This is a genomic window from Haloarcula japonica DSM 6131, assembly GCF_000336635.1.
Taxonomy (GTDB): Archaea; Halobacteriota; Halobacteria; order Halobacteriales; family Haloarculaceae; genus Haloarcula; species Haloarcula japonica.
The window spans coordinates 95276-115275 of the sequence record NZ_AOLY01000040.1 but is presented as its reverse complement, the minus strand read 5'-3'; the positions used below and the strand labels follow the sequence as shown (position 1 = coordinate 115275).

Sequence of the window (20000 nt, the reverse complement as noted above, 5' to 3'; positions counted from 1 at the left end):
AACCCACGTAGACCACCACGGTCCGGGCAGTAACCCGGCATAGGCGGAAAACGTCGGTGAAACGATAGTAGCGGCTCCGGAGCACTGTGTAACAATAGACGGAACGAGTCCGACCCATGTCAACAACGAATCGATACAAACGATGAATGGACAAACTGAGCTGGACCAGTCACTAGCAACTGTTCGTTGCGCTATGGAAGCCAGCAGCAACACGGCCGCTGCCGAACTGAATATCCAAAACAAGTCGACTCGAATCTTGGTCGGCGGGTCACCGAGCTACCGCTGTGATTACTGTGGACAAGTGATCAACGAACAGATTCGGTTCAGCGGGGTTACGATACGTGATCCTAACGGGGAGATAACAGAGCATTTCTTCTGTGAAGAGAAATGTATGACATCACAGTACCCCGACATCTAACCTACCTGTTTGGATTGGGACCAGACCAAATCTCAGATATCCAGCGATATAGTATATAATCCAAGATGTTCCGATTGTCTCCGACACTTTAGAAAAGACAAATGAGAGAAGGAACCAGTATATGACACAGTAGCTGTACTTTCAGCGCAAAAAATATGTCGAGTGTATCCTCAGCTACATTAAATCCGAACAGATACTCTATTACCTCGTTCTGGAAAATTGATCGATATATAAATATTCCCGGAATGTTAATATTCGACGGTACAGAATAAGGGACGGTTTTATTTGTTTCCATCAGTCATGACAACTCATGACATGCTACAACGCAAGCAAGGGAATTCTGTACGAAAACCTTCCAACAGATGTACCGAGACCCGAAGAAGAAGAAGAAGAGACCAAGCTGAGCGCCAGTGACGGTGGCGCAAGCCAAACGGTCGCAAACGACTGAATCCGGGATATATCTGGTGTCCGACGCTAGAGACTAACTTTGATCTCTACTCACAAACGAACGTAGGGGTCACTCAGCGAGCGTTCTGTTTCCGAGTTGTTGTTTCATTTTAGTAGACAGTATCGGATAGGGCATATGTGAGTATAGATCCAACAGGTTTGGTCGTAGATCTGGTTTCTGAGAGGTCAATATAGCCCGGTTAGTTTTGTCTGTGTATTGCCTTCCCTCTTGCATTCTGTGCGGCTTCCATTACCGCTTCACTTAACGTTGGATGCACATGGATGGTAGAACTGATGTCCTGAAGCTTTGCACCCATTTCGATCATGGCTGCGATTTCTGCAATCAACTCGGATGCATCCGGACCGACGATCTGTGCACCGATCACACGTTCGGTTTCTTTTGCGGCGACAATTCGGACAAAGCCTTCTGTCCGATTTGCTGTTAATGCCCGTCCAGACGCTTGGAACTGGAACTCACCTGTAACTGGAGTAAGACCCTCGTTCGCAGCTTCGTCCTCCGTCAGCCCGACAGTTCCGATCTCCGGATCGGTGAACACTGCAGCCGGGAGTGCCCGATAATCGACTGCAGCGGGCTTGCCGGCGATTACTTCCGCTGCAACTTCTCCCTCTTTCGATCCCTTGTGTGCCAGCATCGGCTCACCCGCAACGTCACCAACTGCGAAAATGTGCTCCTTGTTCGTCCGACATCTGCTATCCGTTGGAATGAACCCCTGCGCATCGGTTTCGACGCCGGCAGCACCGATACCGAGCGTATCAGTCACCGGGCGTCTGCCCACCGCAACGAGTATTTTGTCAGCAGTGAGTTCTATATCGCTATCATGCGCCGCCTCGTCGGCGGGGACAGCAGTCAGGACGGCCCCACCGTCCGACTCTGCCCAGCTATCCGCCCTGTACCCGAAGTAGAAGTCAACGCCGAGATCCTCTGCTCGCTTCCGAACTATCGAGGCGACGTCTTCCTGATAGCCGGGCAGCGCCTGCTCTAGCAGCTCGATTACCGAGACGTCGCTCCCGAGTCGGCTGTAGACTGTCGCCAGCTCCATACCAATGTATCCGGCACCAGCGATTACGAGTTCGTCGGGTACCGTTTCGAAGTTCAGCGCGCCATCGGAGGAAACGATGCGGTCGTCATCGAAGTCGAACCCCGGAACCTCGATTGGCCGGGACCCCGTTGCGATGATGCAGTGGTCGAATTTCAGCGATTCAGAGCCTTGCCCTTCTCCCTGATGGACGATTCTGATCTTGTTTTCATCGGCAAATTCGGCAGTCCCTTTCATCAGATTCACGCCGGCTGCCGTACATAATTGCTCGATACCGCTCGTTAGTTGGTCGACGAGTCCGTCTTTCCAGCTAATCATCTCGTCGAGCGCAACTGTTGGGTCTGCGTAAACCCCCAGTTCCTCCGCCTGGCCTGCCCCCGATGCCAGTTCTGAACCGTTAAGCAGCGCTTTAGATGGGATACAGCCACGGTTGAGACAGGCACCCCCGTACGCTCCTTTTTCAACGAGAGTGACATCGAGGTCAAGCTGTGCAGCACGGATTGCGGCAACGTATCCGCCAGGGCCCGCACCAATAACCAGTACATCAGTCGAGGTAGTGACATCTCCGACGACCATTATTCTAGTAGTAGCAGGTTTGGATTTCGCAGGTACTTCTGTACGGAGTTCGTGAACCGTGCGGCGTCTGCGCCGTCGAGCACTCGGTGGTCGAACGAGAGCGATAGTGTCATCACGTGACGTGGTTCTATCGTTTCTTCACCATCGGCTTCGACGACTCGTGGCTTCTTTTTGATCTCGCCCAGTGCCAGGATGGCGCTTTCCGGCTGATTGATGATCGGTGTTCCGTACTCCCCGCCGATCCCGCCGATGTTCGAGATAGTGAACGTCCCGCCACGCATTTCCTCCGGCGAAAGACGCCGTTCCCTTGCTCTCTGGGTTTTTTCGTTAGTTTCCGATGCGACTTCGAGCAGGCCTTTCGTATCGACATCCTCGACAACGGGAACCAGCAGCCCGGCATCAGTCGCCGTTGCGACACCGATATTGTAATACTGCTTTTCGACGATTTCTTCGTTTGCTTCGTCAAGGGAGACGTTCACATGTGGGTTCTCCTGCAGGGCCGCGGCACACGCTTTCATCACGAACGGCATGTACGTCAGTCGTATATCGTGCTCCTCGGCCTCCTGTCTGAGCGTCGAACGAGCGTCGACCAGCGCAGTAACATCGACCTCGTCCTGATGAGTGACGTGTGGGGCCGTATATTTCGACGCTGTCATCGCCGATCCAATCGTCTGCCTGATCCCGTTGTACGGCGTCCGAGACTCCGGGCGCGCCGGCTCATCAGCCGCTGCCCTTTCGGCTACCGCTTCCTGATCCTTTTTCTGTGCCTGCTGTTGGGCCTGTGCGTACTCTTGGACCGTTTCGAGCGTGACAAACGGTTCTCCGTCCTTACGCTCATCAGTGGGAACAGTATCGAGATCGATCCCCTCCTCCGCTGCGACGTGTCTGGTTTTCGGGACGGCCACCGTCGTCTCCCGGTCTGCCGTTTCTCTCGCCTGAACTGAGCTGACAGACTGCATCGAAGTTGCCTGCTGTTTTTGTCGCTCTGCAGCAGTGGTCTGCTGATTTGAATGGTCCTGAGTTGGAGGGTTTGCATCCGCGTGCGCGCGGACATCCGACTCCGTTATACGTCCAAGAGACGAGTCCGCAATGCTGGAGATATCGACGCCCAGTTCGCGGGCTAGACGCCGTACAGACGGCGGAGCAGCGACCTGGACACGCTGTGTCACCGCTGGTTCTGACTGCGTATCTTCGGCTTGCTGTGTTGTTGCTTCGTCGTCGGTTTGTTGCCCACTGTCCGCAGTGGCATCGTCTGCAGGCGGTGTTTCAGTTCCGTCCGGTTCGTCTTCCCCGTCGATCCGGAAGACGATAATCACATCACCGACTGGGACGATCTCACCTTCCGCGGCACGGAGTTCTTCGACAACACCGTCGACGGGGGATGGGACGTCAACGACGGCTTTGTCGGTCTCGACTTCCGCTACTGGTTGGTCTTCCGAAACTGAGTCGCCCGGCGCAACCCGCCAGCGAAGCAGTTCGCCCTCGGCGACGCCTTCACCGACATCGGGAAGTTCGAATTCACGGACCATGTTAGAAGTCAACTATTTCGCGGATACCGTCTTGGATGCGGACCGCCTGTGGTAAGTAGTAATCCTCCAGCGAATGGAGTGGCATGGGGGCATCGAAGCCGGCGATTCGTTTGATTGGCGCTTCCTGATGAACGAGCGCTTCTTCCTGAATCGTCGTTGCGATTTCCGCCCCTAGTCCGCCAGTTTTCGGTGCTTCGTGTACAATCGCGGCTCTGCCGGTCTTTTTGAACGAGTCAGTAATCGTCTCTGTATCGAGGGGTGACAGGGTCCGCAAGTCGATGACTTCGACATCGATGCCGTGTGACTGGCTGAGATTCTCCGCGGCGATCAGGGCGGGGCGGGTCATTGCGCCCCACGTGTAGACTGAAATATCGCTTCCGTCACGCCGGACAGCAGCCTCACTCAGCGACACCTCATACGGTTTCGTCGGGACATCTTCACGGAAGGCGCGATAGATCAACTTCGGTTCCAGGAAGATGACTGGATCCGGGTCGTGGATGGACGCCGCCAGGAGCCCCTTCGCATCGTAGGGCGTGCTCGGCGAGACGACCTTGAGGCCGGGCTCGTGCACGAAGAACGCTTCCTTTGACTCGGAGTGGTGTTCCGGGGCCCGGATACCACCGCCGTATGGAGCCCGTATTACCATCGGCACCGAATACTGTCCCTGGCTACGGCTCCGGAGGCGGGCGGCGTGACTGACAATCTGATCGAAGGCGGGATACATGAAGCCCATGAACTGCATCTCGGGAACAGGCTTCATACCGGTCTGGGCGAGACCGATGGATGCGCCGACGATACCGGCTTCTGCCAGTGGCGTGTCGATGACGCGGTCTTCGCCGAACTCCTCGTATAGCTGGTCGGTGGCTCTGAAAACACCGCCGTTCTTCCCGACGTCTTCGCCCAGAACGACGACGTTGTCGTCCTGTGCCATCTCTGTGTACAACCCGTCCTGTATCGCCTCCACGAGGGTGAGGCTCTGTGCGTTTTGCTCCGCCTGCGTACTGGCTGTCGAACTCATTCCAGTACCTCCGAGAACGCGCCGTCGTCATACTTCTCACGCAGTCGGTTCAGTTCGTCCCGCTGTTCTTCGAGTCGCGCTGGAACGTCCTCGTACACGTGCTTGACAATATTGTCCGGACTTGTCTCTGTCTGCTCCGCCGTTTCTATCGCCTCGCTGACTTCCTGTTCGATTCTGTCTTGGATCTCACTCTCGAGGTCGGAGTCGAGGATGCCCTCGTTGTACAGATACGTTTCAATGCGGTCCACAGGGTCGCGGTCCCGCCAGACCTCCTCCTCCGATTCGTCTCTGTAAACAGACGGGTCATCCGCGGTCGTGTGCGCACCGAAGCGATACTGGACGGACTCAATAAGGGTTGGGCGTAGCTCCCCGGGACCCGGATTCCGGGCTTTCTCCAGTGCCTCGCTGGCGACTTTGTAGACCGCGAGCGGGTCCAGCCCGTCGACTCGAACGCCGTCAATGCCATATGCCTGTGCCTTTTCAGCGATGGTTTCGCTCGCAGTCTGTCGCTCTCGGGGGACCGAAATCGCCCACTGGTTGTTGTTACAGACGAATACAGCAGGGACATCGAACACCCCGGCGAAGTTCAGTCCTTCGTGGAAATCTCCTTCGGAGGTCGCACCATCACCGAGATGACACAGGACGGCCGTATCGGTCTTTCCCTGTAGCTTATGTCCCCACGCCATTCCCATGGCCTGTGGTACCTGGGTGGCAATCGGAATATACTCCGGCATCACGTTGACGTCTTCGGGGATTGCGTATCCGTCTCGATAGCCCCGCAGTGGCTCGAAAAGGGATGCAAGGTCCATCCCGTGAGCGTACTTCGCCGCGTGCTCCCTATAGGTCGGGAACAACCAGTCTTGCTCGGCAAGTGCCAGGCTTGTAGCGACCTGTGACCCCTCTTGTCCGGTCATTGGTGCGTACGTCGCTAGCCGCCCCTGTCGCTGGAAGCTGATCGCTCGCTGGTCGAAGTGACGAGCGAGCGTGATTGTCTCATACAGCTCAAGTAACTGCCTATCTGAAATATCCGGGACAGACGCCTGTGGCAGTACGTTGCCTTCAGCATCCAGTATCTGGACTAGATCCGAATCTGTTCTGACGGCCGCTGGCATGTCCTTGCTTCCTGCTTCGTTTTTCATGTTCATTGTTTTCGATGATGTTTGTTGTATTCGACAGACGCTCCCGAAACAGGCCCTGATAACCCGAACAGCCGCTGAGTACGGCTCTCCGAGCGGTTCAAGGCTGGCGTTTTCCACCTGGGCACAGGACCCACCTGTGCGCTGGCAGTCTACGCCAGTTTAAATGTCGAAAATGTAAAAAATGTAGCTGCGGAAGAGGGCAGTGCCCAATCCATTAACTGCCGGGACAGCTGACCTGCAGGGCAGGCGATGGGGTTCAAACCCGGATGCATATGTGGAGACTTACATGGTAGATACTTATTGTTTGTGCGATATTCGTTCACACGACACAGTAGCTATCCCGGTGTGAACGGTGACAGTTACTGGTCCGAAGGAGCATGGAGACAGCGAGAAATGAGATATAGTTTACCATTATATCTATCTCCCGTATCTTGTGATGATGGTAACACAACATATATTCAGACGCTAATACGGATAAGTCGATATAACGAGGTACTGTGAAGAACTAAATACATTCAAATATCTACAATTTCACTGGGCCGGATCTGCAGTGTAGAGAGCCGCTCGCTGATTATGGGCCGTCAAGGACTCAACAGCCCGTGCCGACTCAACGATCCGGACAGTGTCTCGCGTAGACGCCTTTCCGTGACAAAAAGCAGTTTCCAAGCCACGCTGGAGTCCAAGACCTACCCGCCGAGGAAGTCCTCGCGCACCTGTTGGTCGTTGAGAAGTGCCTCACCGCTGTCTTCGTGTCGGTTCTGTCCCTGCACGAGTACATAGCCGCGGTCGCACCGCCGCAATGCCTCTTTGGCGTTTTGTTCGACGAGGAGGACGGCGGTTCCGGCGTCGTTAATCTCGTCGATGCGGTCAAACATCTCGTCGACGAGGTCTGGTGCGAGGCCTGCACTGGGCTCGTCAAGCAGTAACAGATCTGGATCGAGCATGAGCGCACGGCCCATCGCCAGCATCTGTTGTTGCCCCCCTGAAAGTGTGCCTGCCTTCTGCTCTGATCGCGTTTCGAGTATCGGGAACCGGTCGTAAACTGTCTGTAGCCGCTCTTCCGGGAATTGGTCCAGCGTGTATGCACCCATCTTGAGGTTCTCCGTGACTGTCAGTGGCTCGAACACGTTGTTGCTCTGGGGGACGAAGCTCAACCCATACGAGATGATCTCTTCCGGCTGTTCGCCGGCGATATCCCTGTCATTGAAGACGATTTCCCCCCCGATATACGTCGTCAGTCCGAACACTGACTTCATCACGGTGGACTTGCCCGCACCGTTCGGGCCGACGATGGTGATGTACTCACCCTGCCCGACTTCCATATCGACGTCTGTGAGAATCTGCAGATCACCGTACCCGGCATCGAGTTGCTGTACTGACAGCAGACTCATATTTTCACCTCTTCTCCGAGGTAGGCATCAAGCACTTTATCGTTGTTTTTCACTGCGTCCGGTTGCCCCTCTGTGAGAACACTCCCCTGGTGCATCACGATGACCGTGTCGCAGTTGTTCATAATAACGTCCATATCGTGTTCGACGAAGAGGAAGGTGTAGCCCTGCTCTTTGAGCGTATGTAACCGGTCGATGAGTTTCTCCTCAAGCGTCGGATTGACTCCCGCAAGCGGTTCATCCAGCAGTACCATCTCGGGGTCGGTCATGAGCACACGCGCCATCTCCAAGAGCTTCCGTTGGCCCCCTGACAGATTGCCGGCGGATTCGTGCGCGACGTGCTCGATCTCGAACAGTTCGAGCATCTCCCAGGCCTGTTCTCGAAGTTCTTTTTCCTGTTCAACGACCCGCGTTCTGGCTCGCGGGAGGACCGCCCGCCAGACTGCTTCGCCGGCCTGATTCTGTGGTGCCAGCATCAGGTTTTCCAGAACGGTCATCTCCGATAGCTCTCGTGCGATCTGGAAGGTCCGGACGAGGCCCTGGTTTGCGACCTGATCCGACCGATACCCCGTTATCTCCGTGTCGTTGAACTCGACTTCGCCCCCATCCGGACGTTGTACACCGGTAATCAGGTCGAACGTCGTCGACTTGCCAGCCCCATTCGGACCAATCAGACCGGTGATCGACCCCTTTTGGACGTGGAAAGAGACGTCAGCGACAGCGGTAATACCGCCGAACGTCTTCCGCAGGTTTTCCACTTTGAGTATCTGCTCTTGCTGTCCCTTCTGGGTCTGGTCGCTCCGTGCTGATTGTACGTTCTTACTCATTGTCGTCCTCTTGCGTCGCCTGTTGTGAGAGGTCAACGCTCGATGCGATTGCTTTTCGATGGCCGAGCAGCCCGTCCGGATGCCGTTGCATGAGATACACCAGAACGATACCTAACAGCATGAGCCGGAGCGCGGAGATGCTCACGTCCTGCACGGAATACGCCAGCAGTGGCGTGACATCGAGCGTCCCTAACTGGGCGAGAGCACCGACGAGCGTATCGGGAGCGTTGCTGAGTTGGAGGTACTCTGCCACGACCCGGCGGATGAACGATGGCCCCTCGAAGAGCAGACTCGCGAACAGGGCACCGCCGACAATACTCCCCGTTGGTGACCCGGTCCCACCGATAAACAGCGCAATGAAGATATAGAACGTCTGTATCGGTTTGAACATCCGTGGCGATGCATAGCCCCCGGAGAGCCGCCAGAGGATAGCGATCAGGCCCATGAGCGCACAGCCGAGCGCGAACGTCTTGATCTTGAACAGGCGCGTGTCTTTTCCCAGCGCCTGCGTGACCTGCTGGTCCTCCCGGATGCTCTTGAGGACCCGTCCGAAGGGAGACTTCCCGATACGGATCATCAGCCAGTACAGAAGGCCGAGACAGAGACACAACACAACCACGTACGCCCAGCCGATGACCAGCGTCTGCTCAATTCCGAGTGGTTCCACGGCGCTGAATATCGCCGCACCCAGGGCATTTGGCGCTGGGGCTGTTGCGGCCGGATCTGTGTAAAAGAGAATCCGGATCGGGTTCGATGGCAAGGACAGCCCCGTCGCACCGCCCGTTCCGAATGCAACGCCGGCGATTCGAGTGTTCGCGAACTCCGGCGCACGGAGTGTGAGGCGGACGATTTCCGAGAACGCGACAGTGACGATTGCAAGATAGTCGGCACGGAGTCGGATCGCAGGCAACGCTGCGAGGCCGCCGATGACCCCGGTCATGAGGATAGCACCCACAATCGCGACCGGCAGTGGCAGCCCGAAACCGGGCGGACTAGCCGTCACTGGAGCGGTCAGTATCCCCATCGTGTACACACCGATGGCCATGAACCCGGCCGCACCGAGATTGAACAGGCCCGCGTACCCCCACTGGAGGTTCAGTGCGAGCGCTAACATGGCATAGATCGCCGAGAGGAACGCGACACGACGGAGCGTGTTGACTGTGCCATTCAGCTGGAACCCGAGGACGACACTGAAAAGCGCGTACAGTCCTCCGATTGCGAGAGCAAGCGCGACAAGCAGGCGCACGTCATTGTTGCCAAGCCAGCCCTCAGCCCGCGCCTGAATGGACCCCGTACTCATGCCGTCGTCCTCCCACTGAATAGCCCCGACGGGCGCACGAGCAGCATGACGATCATGATAACAAATGCCGCAACCAGCAGGAAGCTGGCTGGAATCCAGACGAGCGCGAGTCGGCTCGCGATGCCGAGAATGACGCCGCCGACCATGGCTCCGTAGATCGAACCGACACCGCCGAGGATAACCGCTGCGAACACCAGTAACAGCAGGTCCCACCCCATTGTCACTGTGAGCGTCCCCTGCTGTAATGCGATGAGAAAACCTGCACACCCGGTAAGCCCGCCGCCGATAATCCACGTGAGCTTGACAACGCGCTCCGTCGGGATGCCCGTGACTTTTGCGAGGTCCTTGTTCGCGGCCATTGCACGCATCGCCGTGCCGATCTTTGTGTACTGGAGCAGAATGTGAGTGCCAAGCATCAGGAGTGCGGCGACGACGACCAGCGTAATCTGGTGTCCGCCGAACGTGACGCCCGCAATAGTAAACTGGGGGACGTTCCCGCCTGTCAGCCCGCGGCTATCGGTCAGGAACGAATAGGTGAGGAAGTTACGAAGGAACAGTGCGACGCCGACACTGGCAATCATCAGCGTCACACCGTCGGCGCTGCGCATCGGTTTGAACACGATGCGATCCAGTAAAAGCGAAAGAGCGGCTGTCAGGACCGCAGCGACGAGTAAGCCAGCCAGAAGCGCCAGTGGGGTATTGACGACATTGATCCCAAGCTCATTCGAACCGACTGCGATTGGGCCACCGATAAGAATGAGCGATTCGACAGAGAACTCTCCCAGCCCGGCAATCAGAAACGCCGTCGCCCAGCCGGCAAACGCACCGCTCGTAATCAGGTCACCGTGGGCAAAGTTCGCGAAATTGAGGATACTGTATGTCATCGAGAGACCGACACCGGCCAGTCCAAGCGACATTCCAAGCACCAGTCCGTTCCAGAGGTAACTCATGAGGTCTGTGATGACGATTGTTCCAGTGCCTACCTGTCGAAGGATGTCGAAGACGAGAAACACGCCAATAACTGCGAATATAACGAGTACTGGGCGGTTGTATACCAGATTCTGTCCACGGCTGTAGTAGTCTCGTGCCGCCATACTTTGGTGCTCTGTACCCAGTGTTAAAAATCTTGATGTAAAATCGTCATAGAATCCCAGAGAACCGAAGATATACGCCGGTTTCATGCTAGCATTACACACGGTACCGCTTGACAATACCAGACGTGACAGCGAAATTAGACGGGCTTTGCAACGGAAGGTGGCGATAGCGGGATCCAATGTGTAGTCGCGAACGCATGCGCCCGCGACGAGAAAATATGAAACCGCCCATCGGGTGGTAAATATGAGGCCGACTGCCGGATGAAACAGTCAGTCGCGACTCCCTGGTGTTGCCCTACAAAGAGTTCGTGACTGTGTGTATTACCTCCAGCGCCTCTTTCAGTTCAGCTGTGCTCGTGGCGTACGAAATACGTGCCTGCCCCTTGCCGCTCGGCCCAAACGCTTCGCCGGGGACGACAATAACATCGTTGTCCAGCATCTTCTGAGTCCATCCGTCCGGGACGTGGGGCATCGCGTAGAACGCGCCCTTCGGCACTGGTGTGTCGAGGCCGATGTCCTCTAACCCATCGAGAAGGACGTCTCGGCGCTCCTCGAAGGCCGACACCATCTCTCTCACCGGTTCCTGTGGACCGGTGAGCGCCGCTTCGGCAGCGTACTGTGATGGGGCACTGGCACAGGCCTGCACGTACTGGTGCACCCGGAGCATCCGTTCGATTCGCTCCGAACTGGCCGCCACCCACCCGAGCCGCCACCCTGTCATCGAGTACGTTTTCGAGCACGCGCTGGCCTGAATGACTCTATCGGAGCTAGCGAATTCCGCCGGTGAATGGTGTTCACCATCGAAGACGATCTTCTCATAGACCTCATCGGAGAGGCAAATGACTTCGTGCTCATCCGCTAGCCGTGCGAACTCCGCCATGTCTCGCTTCGATTGCACCGCACCAGTCGGGTTCGCAGGACTGTTAACGATAAACAGCGACGTGTTATCCGTAATGGCATTCTCGACAGCAGCGGGGTCGAGGGTCAGGTCATCTCTGAGTTCGACCCGCTTTGGTTCGCCGCCGGCGAGTAGCACCAGTTGTTCATAGGCCAGGAACCCAGGGTCGGGACAGAGCACTTCGTCACCTGGCTGGACGTGGGCTTCGATTGCGACGTGGATCGCCTCGCTTGCGCCGGCAGTGGCAATGATGTTTTCGGGCGGTATGTCCTGTCCGTTGTCGGTGGCGTAGCGTTCACTGATAGCCTCTCTGAGTTCTGGAATGCCCTTGTTGGACGTGTATGAATCACCCATCCCATCCTGAATCGCACTCATCGCTGCCTCCCGGGCGTGTTCTGGAGTTGGGAAATCAGGCTGACCGAGACCCAGATTGATTGCGTCTTCGCCTGCCGCCTCGAAGACTTCTCGGATGCCGCTGATATCCATCTCTTCGACGCGTGCTGCGTACTGAGACATCAGTTCATGACTATAACAGTATTTGATTATAGTCTTTGGGTTGTGTGATACTGACTATGACACCAGCGTTCACAGACAATATCGCGAATGGTCTCTATCTGAGTTGCAACTATGGCACAAAACCCAGTTAGTTTGCCGTATCTGCAGGGTAATCGTAATCCGAAGTGGGGAAGCCCAAGGTGTCCTCGTTACACTTCCACCTGTTCGATATTCTCCGTGCCGTTCTCTGTATACCTGAAGTAATTGTACACGGCGCTGGCCAAGTCCCCATTGTCGTCGAACTCAACTGGGCCCGAGACACCCTGATAATTGATTTCGGTCCCGTCGGCCGCCAGTGAAACGCCCTCCCCCAGGTTTTCGGGTCCGACTGTTTCGCCACCGGGATCTGTGACTGCCCGCATTTGCTCGCGAATTGCGGTCCCGGCATCTTCACCGGCTGCCGCACGTGCCAGTATCAGAACCGCCGCAGCATCGAACGACTGCTGATTGAACGGCCCCGGTGCGGAACCGTATTCCTCTTCGTATGCGGATCTGAAGTACTCGATCCCCGGTCCGGCCGAGGACGGATTGGTCCCGCGGACGTTTGTCATGTCGTGTCCCACATTTCCGGGCAAGTCATCGGCCCTGAGTCCGTCCGGCACCAGAATATCCATGTCCGCTCTGTCGAAGTTCTCGTAGAAATTCCGGAAGATCTTGTTCCCGCTCTCCGGGTAGCCGATAATCACGAGCGTCTCCGGGTCACCGTCAAGGACGTTTTGCAACTGTGACGTGTAGGAGGAACGACCCGCAGAGTACGAGACCTGATTCAGGACCTCCCCACTGTATTCCTCTTCAAACGTCTTCGTGAATCCGTTTGACAGGCCGTTCCCGTACGCGTTATTGAGAAAGAGGATAGCTGCGCTCTCTTTCTCGAGCCGTTCGGCCGCGATCTGTGCCAGTAGCGATCCCTGCAGCTTGTCCGTTGGCGGCGTCCGGTACACGAAGTCGTTATCTTCCAGTGTGGAGACATCCGGCGACGTCGCCGATGGTGAGCACATCACCGTCTGGTTCGGAATTGCGACGTTCTCTGCGACCTGCAGTGTCACCGATGATGCCAATCCCCCGCAGATCATCGGATAGCCACCGTTTACGAGGGCTTCTGCGCCACTCACACCTCGACTCGGCTTGGTCTCCGTATTCTCAAACTGCGTCTCGACTGAGAACCCGTTGTCCGCGTCTCGGACCTGTTTTACAGCTAGTTCTGCGGCATCCCGAATTGCGGGGCCCACTTCGGACAACCCACCCGTTACCCCCATTAGGATGCCCATGCTGATGGTGTTACCACTACTACCACCGTCTGTCGAACAGCCTGCAAGTCCGACAGCGCCTGCGGCACCAATGCTCTTCATGACAGTTCGACGGCTGACTGTATCGTGCATCGCAACACTCTCCATGACACAATCTTTCGTGATAAACGTTATTATGAACCGTAGCGGTTCTGCGCAGAGACAAGACGGACTCTGAGAGGGGTCCGGTCTGGCCTCGAACACATCGATACGCAGAGGGCCATCATCTGACTGGTCTGTGTTGTCCACGCTGTCGGGTGCGTGCCGTTCCAGTGCTGATACTCGTTCGAACCATACGAACGGTGTCGACGACAGGGCATCATGCGTACTCTATGACCGCTACAATGCACTTCTGCCTCACATAGGCACGGGGATCCGATACGAGAGTGCTGATTCAAGCGTGTAATCGGTCAGCGGCGCTGGACTAGCTATGCCGAGCGCGTAGTCCGGTTCTCGTATCGGAATGCAGTCTCAGATTGGCGATCCGTTGTCATTCTCCGTTCGTACAGGCAGCTATCCGGAGGACGCTGGTATATAAATCAATCATAGAGTATGGTGGTTCGAATTATTAGAACGAACAGACAGCCAGGCCCACTGTAACCTCTCATGTGTAACTCGATGAATGAATCCCATCCGCTAGGGACCCCTCGAAACCACTACTGTCCCTACAGCGTCGAAGAACGAATATTTCCACTCCAGACCAGAATTACTTGCCGGGATATGTAACAAAAACAGTAGCAGAATGTAAATCGAGTCTGCGTAGCAGGAGTTTGTTACATCTATATGAGTGTAACACTATGCGAAAATCCTGGGATAAACGCTGTTACAAAAGTAACGCTGTAATCCACGGGCTGGAGTGTCCGATGCTTCGAGATGTAGTTGTCTCACTCAGCAGGTGAAATCTCAGTTAAAGGGGCTTTATCGACCATTCAGACGATTCATTACTTCAGAGTATATATGAATATATGTAGTCTACGTTGGAATTTGATCTGTTCTAATTATTCGAACTGTTTGGTGGACAGTGATAGAGAGTACGAGCCCCAGAGGCGTTGACCCCACTAGAAACGGGGACTAGAGTGTGGTCGAATTACTTGAACACCACAACAGTCCATCTTGTTTCGCAGGGCTCCGGCCGTATGCCTCCCCAATTGTGATTGCTGCAACGTTGCACCCCAAACTCTATATCTTGGGAGTTACCCACAGTGTGACGTAACGCGACAATCGATAATGACACCCAAATTCACTACCCATGACTGAAACAGGAAAGCGCCTTGTCGAAGAACTGGACGAGCAAGGCGTCGAGTACGTTTTCGGATATCCCGGTGGTCGTGCCATCGAGATTCTCGATCATGTACCGGATGCCGACGTCGAGATGGTCCGACCACGCGATGAGCGCGAAGCCAGCGTCATGGCCGAGATGCACGGCCGACTCACCGGCAATCCTGGGGTCCTCGCGGGACAGGGCCCCTGGATCGGGAGCCTCGGCGCAATCGGCCAGATGGAAGGGAAGCTCGCTTCCTCCCCGATGGTCGTTATTACCGAGGCCAGCGAGCGTGGCGACTATTCCACGCTTGCGCCGTACCAGCAGGCCCGCGGTGACTACGGGGGGCTGGACCTGCCGTCAGCGCTCGATGCCTACACCAAGGAAAACTGGTTCCCGCGCTCACCGACGGAGACGGTACGGAGCCTCCAGCTCGCGTTCAAACACGCGACTGCTGGCCGGCCAGGGCCAACGGCACTAATCCTCGACGGCGACGCCGTCACCGAGGAGATGCCCGAAGACCCGATTCCGCCGGTCTGGGATGGCCACGATCAGGTGCAAAACTGGGAAGCGCGACCGGCCCAAGAGGATGTTCAGACAGCGATTACAGCATTGAGCGAGGCAGACCGCCCGGTCATCATCGCCGGCAACGGCGTTCACGCGGCCGACGCCTACGACCAGCTCGAAACCGTCGCTGAGGCTACTGATGCCGTCGTCACTACCTCCTATCTCGGCAAGTCGACGTTCCCCGAAACCCATGAGCTGGCCGCGGGTGTTATCGGCTCCTTCGGTCATGAGGGCGCAAATCAGGTTGTCAGTGAGGCAGACGTACTGCTCGTCGTCGGTTGTCGCATGAACCCAATGGACACGAACTGGCAGTCCCCGGAGTTCATCCGGCCCGACGAGCAGACCATCATCCACGCTGACATCGACACACGCAACGCTGGCTGGGTCTACCCCGCAGATGTCGCACTCATCGGTGATGCAGCACACAGTCTCGACGACATAGCGGCGAACCTCCCCGAGAGCGCTGGAAACGACTGGGCACGTGACCGTGCGGCCGCAGCGCAGGAGTCATTCTGTGCACCCGTATGCGAGTCGGATGCGTCGCCAATCAAGCCACAGCGTGCGATTAAAGAGATTGAGACCGTCGTTGATTCGGATACCATTGTGACCGCCGACTCCGGCAATAACCGGTTCTGGCTGCTCAATTACCTCCAGACACCGGAGACCGGGACCTACTACGGGAGTGGTGGCGTCGGCGCGATGGGATGGGCAACACCGGCCGCGGTGTCAGCCGCCATTACCACAGAGAAGGATATCATCGCCGTCGCCGGCGACGGTGGCTTCACGATGACGATGACTAGCGTGGAGACAGCTGTCGAGAACGGCGTCGCGCCCACGTTCGTTGTCCTCAACGACACCAGCCTTGGGATGGTTCGTCAGATGCAACACGAGGAGGGCGACATCGCTGGCGTCGAGTTCCACGACACCGACTTCGTGAAAGCAGCCGAGGCGTTCGGTGCCGAAGCGACGCAGGCGGTGACGCCTGCTGAACTCGCGGCGGCACTCGAAGACGGGACCAACGCCGATGTCCCGTTCGTCATCGACGTTCGCATCGACCGTGACGAAGAGATGGTCGAGTCCCTCCAATCGTCGTTCTACAAAGAAGTCGGTGGGCTCCACGAATGACTTCCCAGACACGGGTTAGCAAAGAATATAAATCAACTACGGAACACACACTGATATGACAATGACAGAGACAACGGTGCTTGTCACTGGTGGAACCGGCTTCCTCGGCTCGTATGTGGTCGAGGATCTCATCGAACACGGGCACGACGTCGTCGCCTACGATCTCTCGACGGACGACCACATCCTCTCGAAGTTGGGTGTCGCCGACGACGTGACCATCCGGCGCGGTGACGTCTCGGAGGCAACGGACGTGATCCGTGCGGTCAAAGAGACGGGGACGACACACATCGTTCACCTTGCGGCGCTGCTGACGAACACAGCACGGGACAACCCCCGGGCTGGCCTCGATGTCAACATCAAAGGAACGAACAACGTCTTCGAGGCTGCACGCACTCTTGACGACCAGATCGAGCGCGTCACCTGGGCTTCCAGCGCTGCGGTGTACGCGCCGCCACACAACTACGCCGCCGAGTACGTCGACGAGAACGAACTCGTCTATCCTGATACGCTCTACGGCGCGACCAAAGAGTACAACGAACATCAGGCCCGTGTCTATCACGAGGACTACGGTGTTGACCACGTCGGGCTCCGTCCCACAGTCGCGTACGGTCCCTATCGGGAAACCGGTGGGTCGGCGTTCCTCGCAAACATCATCGAGAAGCCAGCACTCGGCGAACCGTTCAGCGTCGAGTACGGCGATCAGGTGATCGACTGGCAACACGCCCGCGATATCGCACAGGCGTTCCGGAAGGCAACGTTCGTCGACGAGGACGACCTCAGCCAGCGCATCTACAACGTCCGTGGCGTCCTCGCGACGATCCGTGAAGCCGCTAACGCTGTCCGGGAAATCGTCCCGGACGCCGACCTCGATGTCTCCGACGAGGGCGAACTCCCATGGACCCAGAATCTCGATATGACCGCTGCACAGGAAGACCTCGGCTACGAGGTCGAGTACGACCTCGAAACCGGGTTCCGGTCCTACATCACCACGCTCCGGGAAGAAAACGGGCTCGAACGGCTCTGACACACCGTTCGACCGTCAGATTGTGACATATGTCTCGTGGGTGCTCGCGTTTTTCGCTCAGTGGATCAGAATGAACCCAGTGTTTGATTAGGGACCTCTCTGTACGCATAGGTGATGTACGAGCGCGACTTCATGGAAGGAACGCGTGGCACCATGGCCGTCGACTGGGAAGAGCGGATCGACGTCCAGCGGATGCGACGCGAGCGGAAAGAACGAGCCCTCGACCGATTGCAGGACTCCGAACTCGGGTCGGTGCTGCTGATCAACGACCCGAACGTCCGGTATATCACCGGGCTGGCCATGACCGGCGGGAGCGGGGCAGACCACTACACACTGCTGACCGAAGACGGTGACGTGGTCCACTGGGACACTGCGGATCACGCATCGAACCAGCGATTCAACTGTCCCTGGCTCGACGATATCCGGTATGCCTGCCCGGGACTCGGTAACGTGCCTCGGGCGTCAGGCAGCGCTTCCGCGCGCGACTGGCTCAAAAACAAGATGGCCGAGACGGTGTACACGGCCATGGAGGAGTACGGTGTCGACCGGGAGCCGATGGGCATCGACGTGGGGAACGGGGCGCTTATTCAGAAGTTCGAAGACCGCGGCGTCGATGTTGATACCAGCGCGGCGACTGATATCATGCTCGACGCGCGGAAGACCAAAACCCGCGACGAGATCGAGTGTCTGCGACAGGTCGCTGCCATCTGTGAGGCAGGCTTCCAGAAGATTACGGAGAGTGCCAAGCCAGGCAAACGCGAATCAGAAGTGTGGGGCGATGCGGTCGGCGAACTCTGGGGACACGGCGCAATGGCCCAGGGTGGCTATGTTACCTCCGGCCCGAATACCTGGCCGAAACACCAAGCGAACACGACCGACCGAATGATTCGGCCGAACGACCTCGTCTACGCCGATTTCTACAACATCGGTTATCTGGGCTACCGCTCCTGTTACTACCGTACGTTCAGCATGGGCGAGCCGACACAGGCACAGAGAGATGCCTACGAAAAAGCTCGTGACGACCTCTACGACGTCCTCGAACGGATCGAGCCGGGGACTACGACCGACGAGATCTGCAAGGGCTTCCCCGACAGAGAGGGTGAGCATATGGACTGGTACAACGCCGACGAGTTCTGGCAGATGACGACCAACCACTGGGCGCATGGGCTAGGGCTGCAGCTCTACGAAACGCCGCTCATCTGGCGCGGCCTTTCGCCGGACCATCCGATAGAAATCGAGGAGGGCATGACGATGGCTGTCGAGACGATGCAACCCGCGGAGCGCCAGGGAGTTCGCGTCGAAGAGATGGTTGTTGTCCGCGAAAACGGCGTTGAAATCCTCAGTGAGTGGCCCGTTTCGGAGATCACTCGGATCGACTACTGAACTGACTGGCAGGCATCGCGACCGGTCTCACATACTGTTCGGTTGCCGGCGTGCCACTACCGTTAAGTCGGTTGCACCGTAACGTGATTTTATGCAACTGGGAACAGGCCTGTTTACCTGTCAGCAGCGCCCGGACGACGACCGCGAAACCAGCGAGATTTACGACGAAATGCTCGAACTGGGGGAAGTTATCGACAGCGCGGGTCTCGATAGCGCCTGGGTCTCAGAGCATCACTTCCTCGACGACGATTATCTGTCGGGCGTCACACCGGCACTCGGAGCGTTAGCCGCGGTTACCGACAATATCGAAATCGGGTCCTGCATCGCACTCGCACCGCTGTATGATTCAATCCGGCTCGCCGAAGACATCGCAACGGTCGATCAGATCGCCGGTGGCCGAACGACGCTCGGGCTGGCAATCGGGTCCAACGTCTCCGAGTTTGACGCCTTCGGGATTCCCGACGACGAACGGGCTGAACGGCTAGCCGATACGGTCGATACGCTTCGCGGTGCCTGGTCTGACGGGCCGCTCGACTACGAGCCGGAATTCCACGACATCTCGTCGGACGTCACTGTGACACCGAAACCCGCACACGACGTCCCCCTCATGCTCGGTGGGGCATCGCGGCCTGCCGTCCGACGGGCCGCCCGAACTGCTGACGCATGGTGTGCCCCCTCATCGCTGTCAGTCGATGGCGTCCGGAAGCGCGTCGAGGACATCCGAAACGTCCGTGAGGACGAGGATATTGAGGGTGACTTTCAGATGTACGTTCTCCAGCACGGGTTCGTCGGTGACTCCCGCGAGGACGCGTGGGAGCAGATGCGCGACGGCTACCTCTACATCCAGCGCCGGTACGAGGAGATATTTTCCGGCGAGACTGTTCCGGAACTGGACGAAGACCGCAAACAGGAACTCAAAGAGCAGGCCATCTTCGGGACGCCCGAACAAGTCACAGCGGAACTGGAAACGTACCGCGAGGCGCTGGGCGACGACATTCACTTCATCTTCCGGACGTACCACCCCGGAGCCGGAACGCAGGAGATGGCCGAGTGTATCCGGCGACTGGGTGAAGAGGTGCGGCCGAAGGTCAGCTAAGGACTGGCACG

General features: G+C 57.2%; 15 protein-coding genes. 5 read left to right on the top strand and 10 right to left on the bottom strand.

Annotated features, from left to right (window positions below; translation table 11 throughout):
• Window positions 1-728: 728 nt before the first annotated feature.
• Window positions 729-866: a hypothetical protein gene (locus C444_RS22055; RefSeq protein ID WP_161607611.1), complete on the top strand. Its 138-nt coding sequence runs from the start codon at window positions 729-731 to the stop codon at window positions 864-866.
• 199 nt (window positions 867-1065) lie between these two features.
• Here the strand turns inward: C444_RS22055 and lpdA are convergent, their stop codons facing one another.
• From lpdA to C444_RS17210, 10 genes are all read right to left on the bottom strand, one after another.
• Window positions 1066-2499, bottom strand: coding sequence for a dihydrolipoyl dehydrogenase (gene lpdA / locus C444_RS17255; protein ID WP_004594331.1), 1434 nt, complete (start codon window positions 2497-2499; stop codon window positions 1066-1068).
• Entirely contained in the window at window positions 2499-4028 is a 1530-nt protein-coding gene (locus C444_RS17250) for a dihydrolipoamide acetyltransferase family protein (protein WP_004594330.1), read from the bottom strand. Before C444_RS17250 ends, lpdA begins: the two co-directional genes overlap by 1 nt.
• Window position 4029: 1 nt before the next feature.
• Window positions 4030-5046 (bottom strand): alpha-ketoacid dehydrogenase subunit beta, encoded by a 1017-nt coding sequence (locus C444_RS17245; protein ID WP_004594329.1) that lies wholly within the window; start codon window positions 5044-5046, stop codon window positions 4030-4032.
• Window positions 5043-6191, bottom strand: a complete 1149-nt coding sequence (gene pdhA, locus C444_RS17240) for a pyruvate dehydrogenase (acetyl-transferring) E1 component subunit alpha (RefSeq protein ID WP_004594328.1) — start codon at window positions 6189-6191, stop codon at window positions 5043-5045. The genes C444_RS17245 and pdhA overlap by 4 nt, the downstream gene beginning before the upstream one ends.
• Window positions 6192-6871: 680 nt before the next feature.
• Window positions 6872-7576, bottom strand: coding sequence for an ABC transporter ATP-binding protein (locus tag C444_RS17235; RefSeq protein WP_004594327.1), 705 nt, complete (start codon window positions 7574-7576; stop codon window positions 6872-6874).
• Window positions 7573-8400, bottom strand: coding sequence for an ABC transporter ATP-binding protein (locus C444_RS17230; protein WP_004594326.1), 828 nt, complete (start codon window positions 8398-8400; stop codon window positions 7573-7575). Before C444_RS17230 ends, C444_RS17235 begins: the two co-directional genes overlap by 4 nt.
• Window positions 8393-9700, bottom strand: a complete 1308-nt coding sequence (locus C444_RS17225) for a branched-chain amino acid ABC transporter permease (protein ID WP_004594325.1) — start codon at window positions 9698-9700, stop codon at window positions 8393-8395. The genes C444_RS17230 and C444_RS17225 overlap by 8 nt, the downstream gene beginning before the upstream one ends.
• Entirely contained in the window at window positions 9697-10794 is a 1098-nt protein-coding gene (locus C444_RS17220; RefSeq protein ID WP_004594324.1) for a branched-chain amino acid ABC transporter permease, read from the bottom strand. The genes C444_RS17225 and C444_RS17220 overlap by 4 nt, the downstream gene beginning before the upstream one ends.
• A 295-nt stretch (window positions 10795-11089) precedes the next feature.
• Window positions 11090-12208: a pyridoxal phosphate-dependent aminotransferase gene (locus C444_RS17215; RefSeq protein ID WP_004594323.1), complete on the bottom strand. Its 1119-nt coding sequence runs from the start codon at window positions 12206-12208 to the stop codon at window positions 11090-11092.
• A 188-nt stretch (window positions 12209-12396) separates the two neighbouring features.
• Complete coding sequence (locus C444_RS17210) at window positions 12397-13596, bottom strand: ABC transporter substrate-binding protein (protein WP_004594322.1); 1200 nt, start codon at window positions 13594-13596, stop codon at window positions 12397-12399.
• Window positions 13597-14782: 1186 nt separating this feature from the next.
• Between C444_RS17210 and C444_RS17205 the strand changes: the two genes are divergently transcribed.
• From C444_RS17205 to C444_RS17190, 4 genes are all read left to right on the top strand, one after another.
• Window positions 14783-16486: a thiamine pyrophosphate-binding protein gene (locus tag C444_RS17205; protein ID WP_004594321.1), complete on the top strand. Its 1704-nt coding sequence runs from the start codon at window positions 14783-14785 to the stop codon at window positions 16484-16486.
• A gap of 61 nt (window positions 16487-16547) precedes the next feature.
• Complete coding sequence (locus C444_RS17200; protein ID WP_049909582.1) at window positions 16548-17510, top strand: NAD-dependent epimerase/dehydratase family protein; 963 nt, start codon at window positions 16548-16550, stop codon at window positions 17508-17510.
• Window positions 17511-17624: 114 nt separating this feature from the next.
• Window positions 17625-18893, top strand: a complete 1269-nt coding sequence (locus C444_RS17195) for a M24 family metallopeptidase (protein ID WP_004594319.1) — start codon at window positions 17625-17627, stop codon at window positions 18891-18893.
• Between the two features lie 91 nt (window positions 18894-18984).
• Window positions 18985-19989, top strand: a complete 1005-nt coding sequence (locus C444_RS17190; RefSeq protein ID WP_004594318.1) for an LLM class flavin-dependent oxidoreductase — start codon at window positions 18985-18987, stop codon at window positions 19987-19989.
• Window positions 19990-20000: the final 11 nt, after the last annotated feature.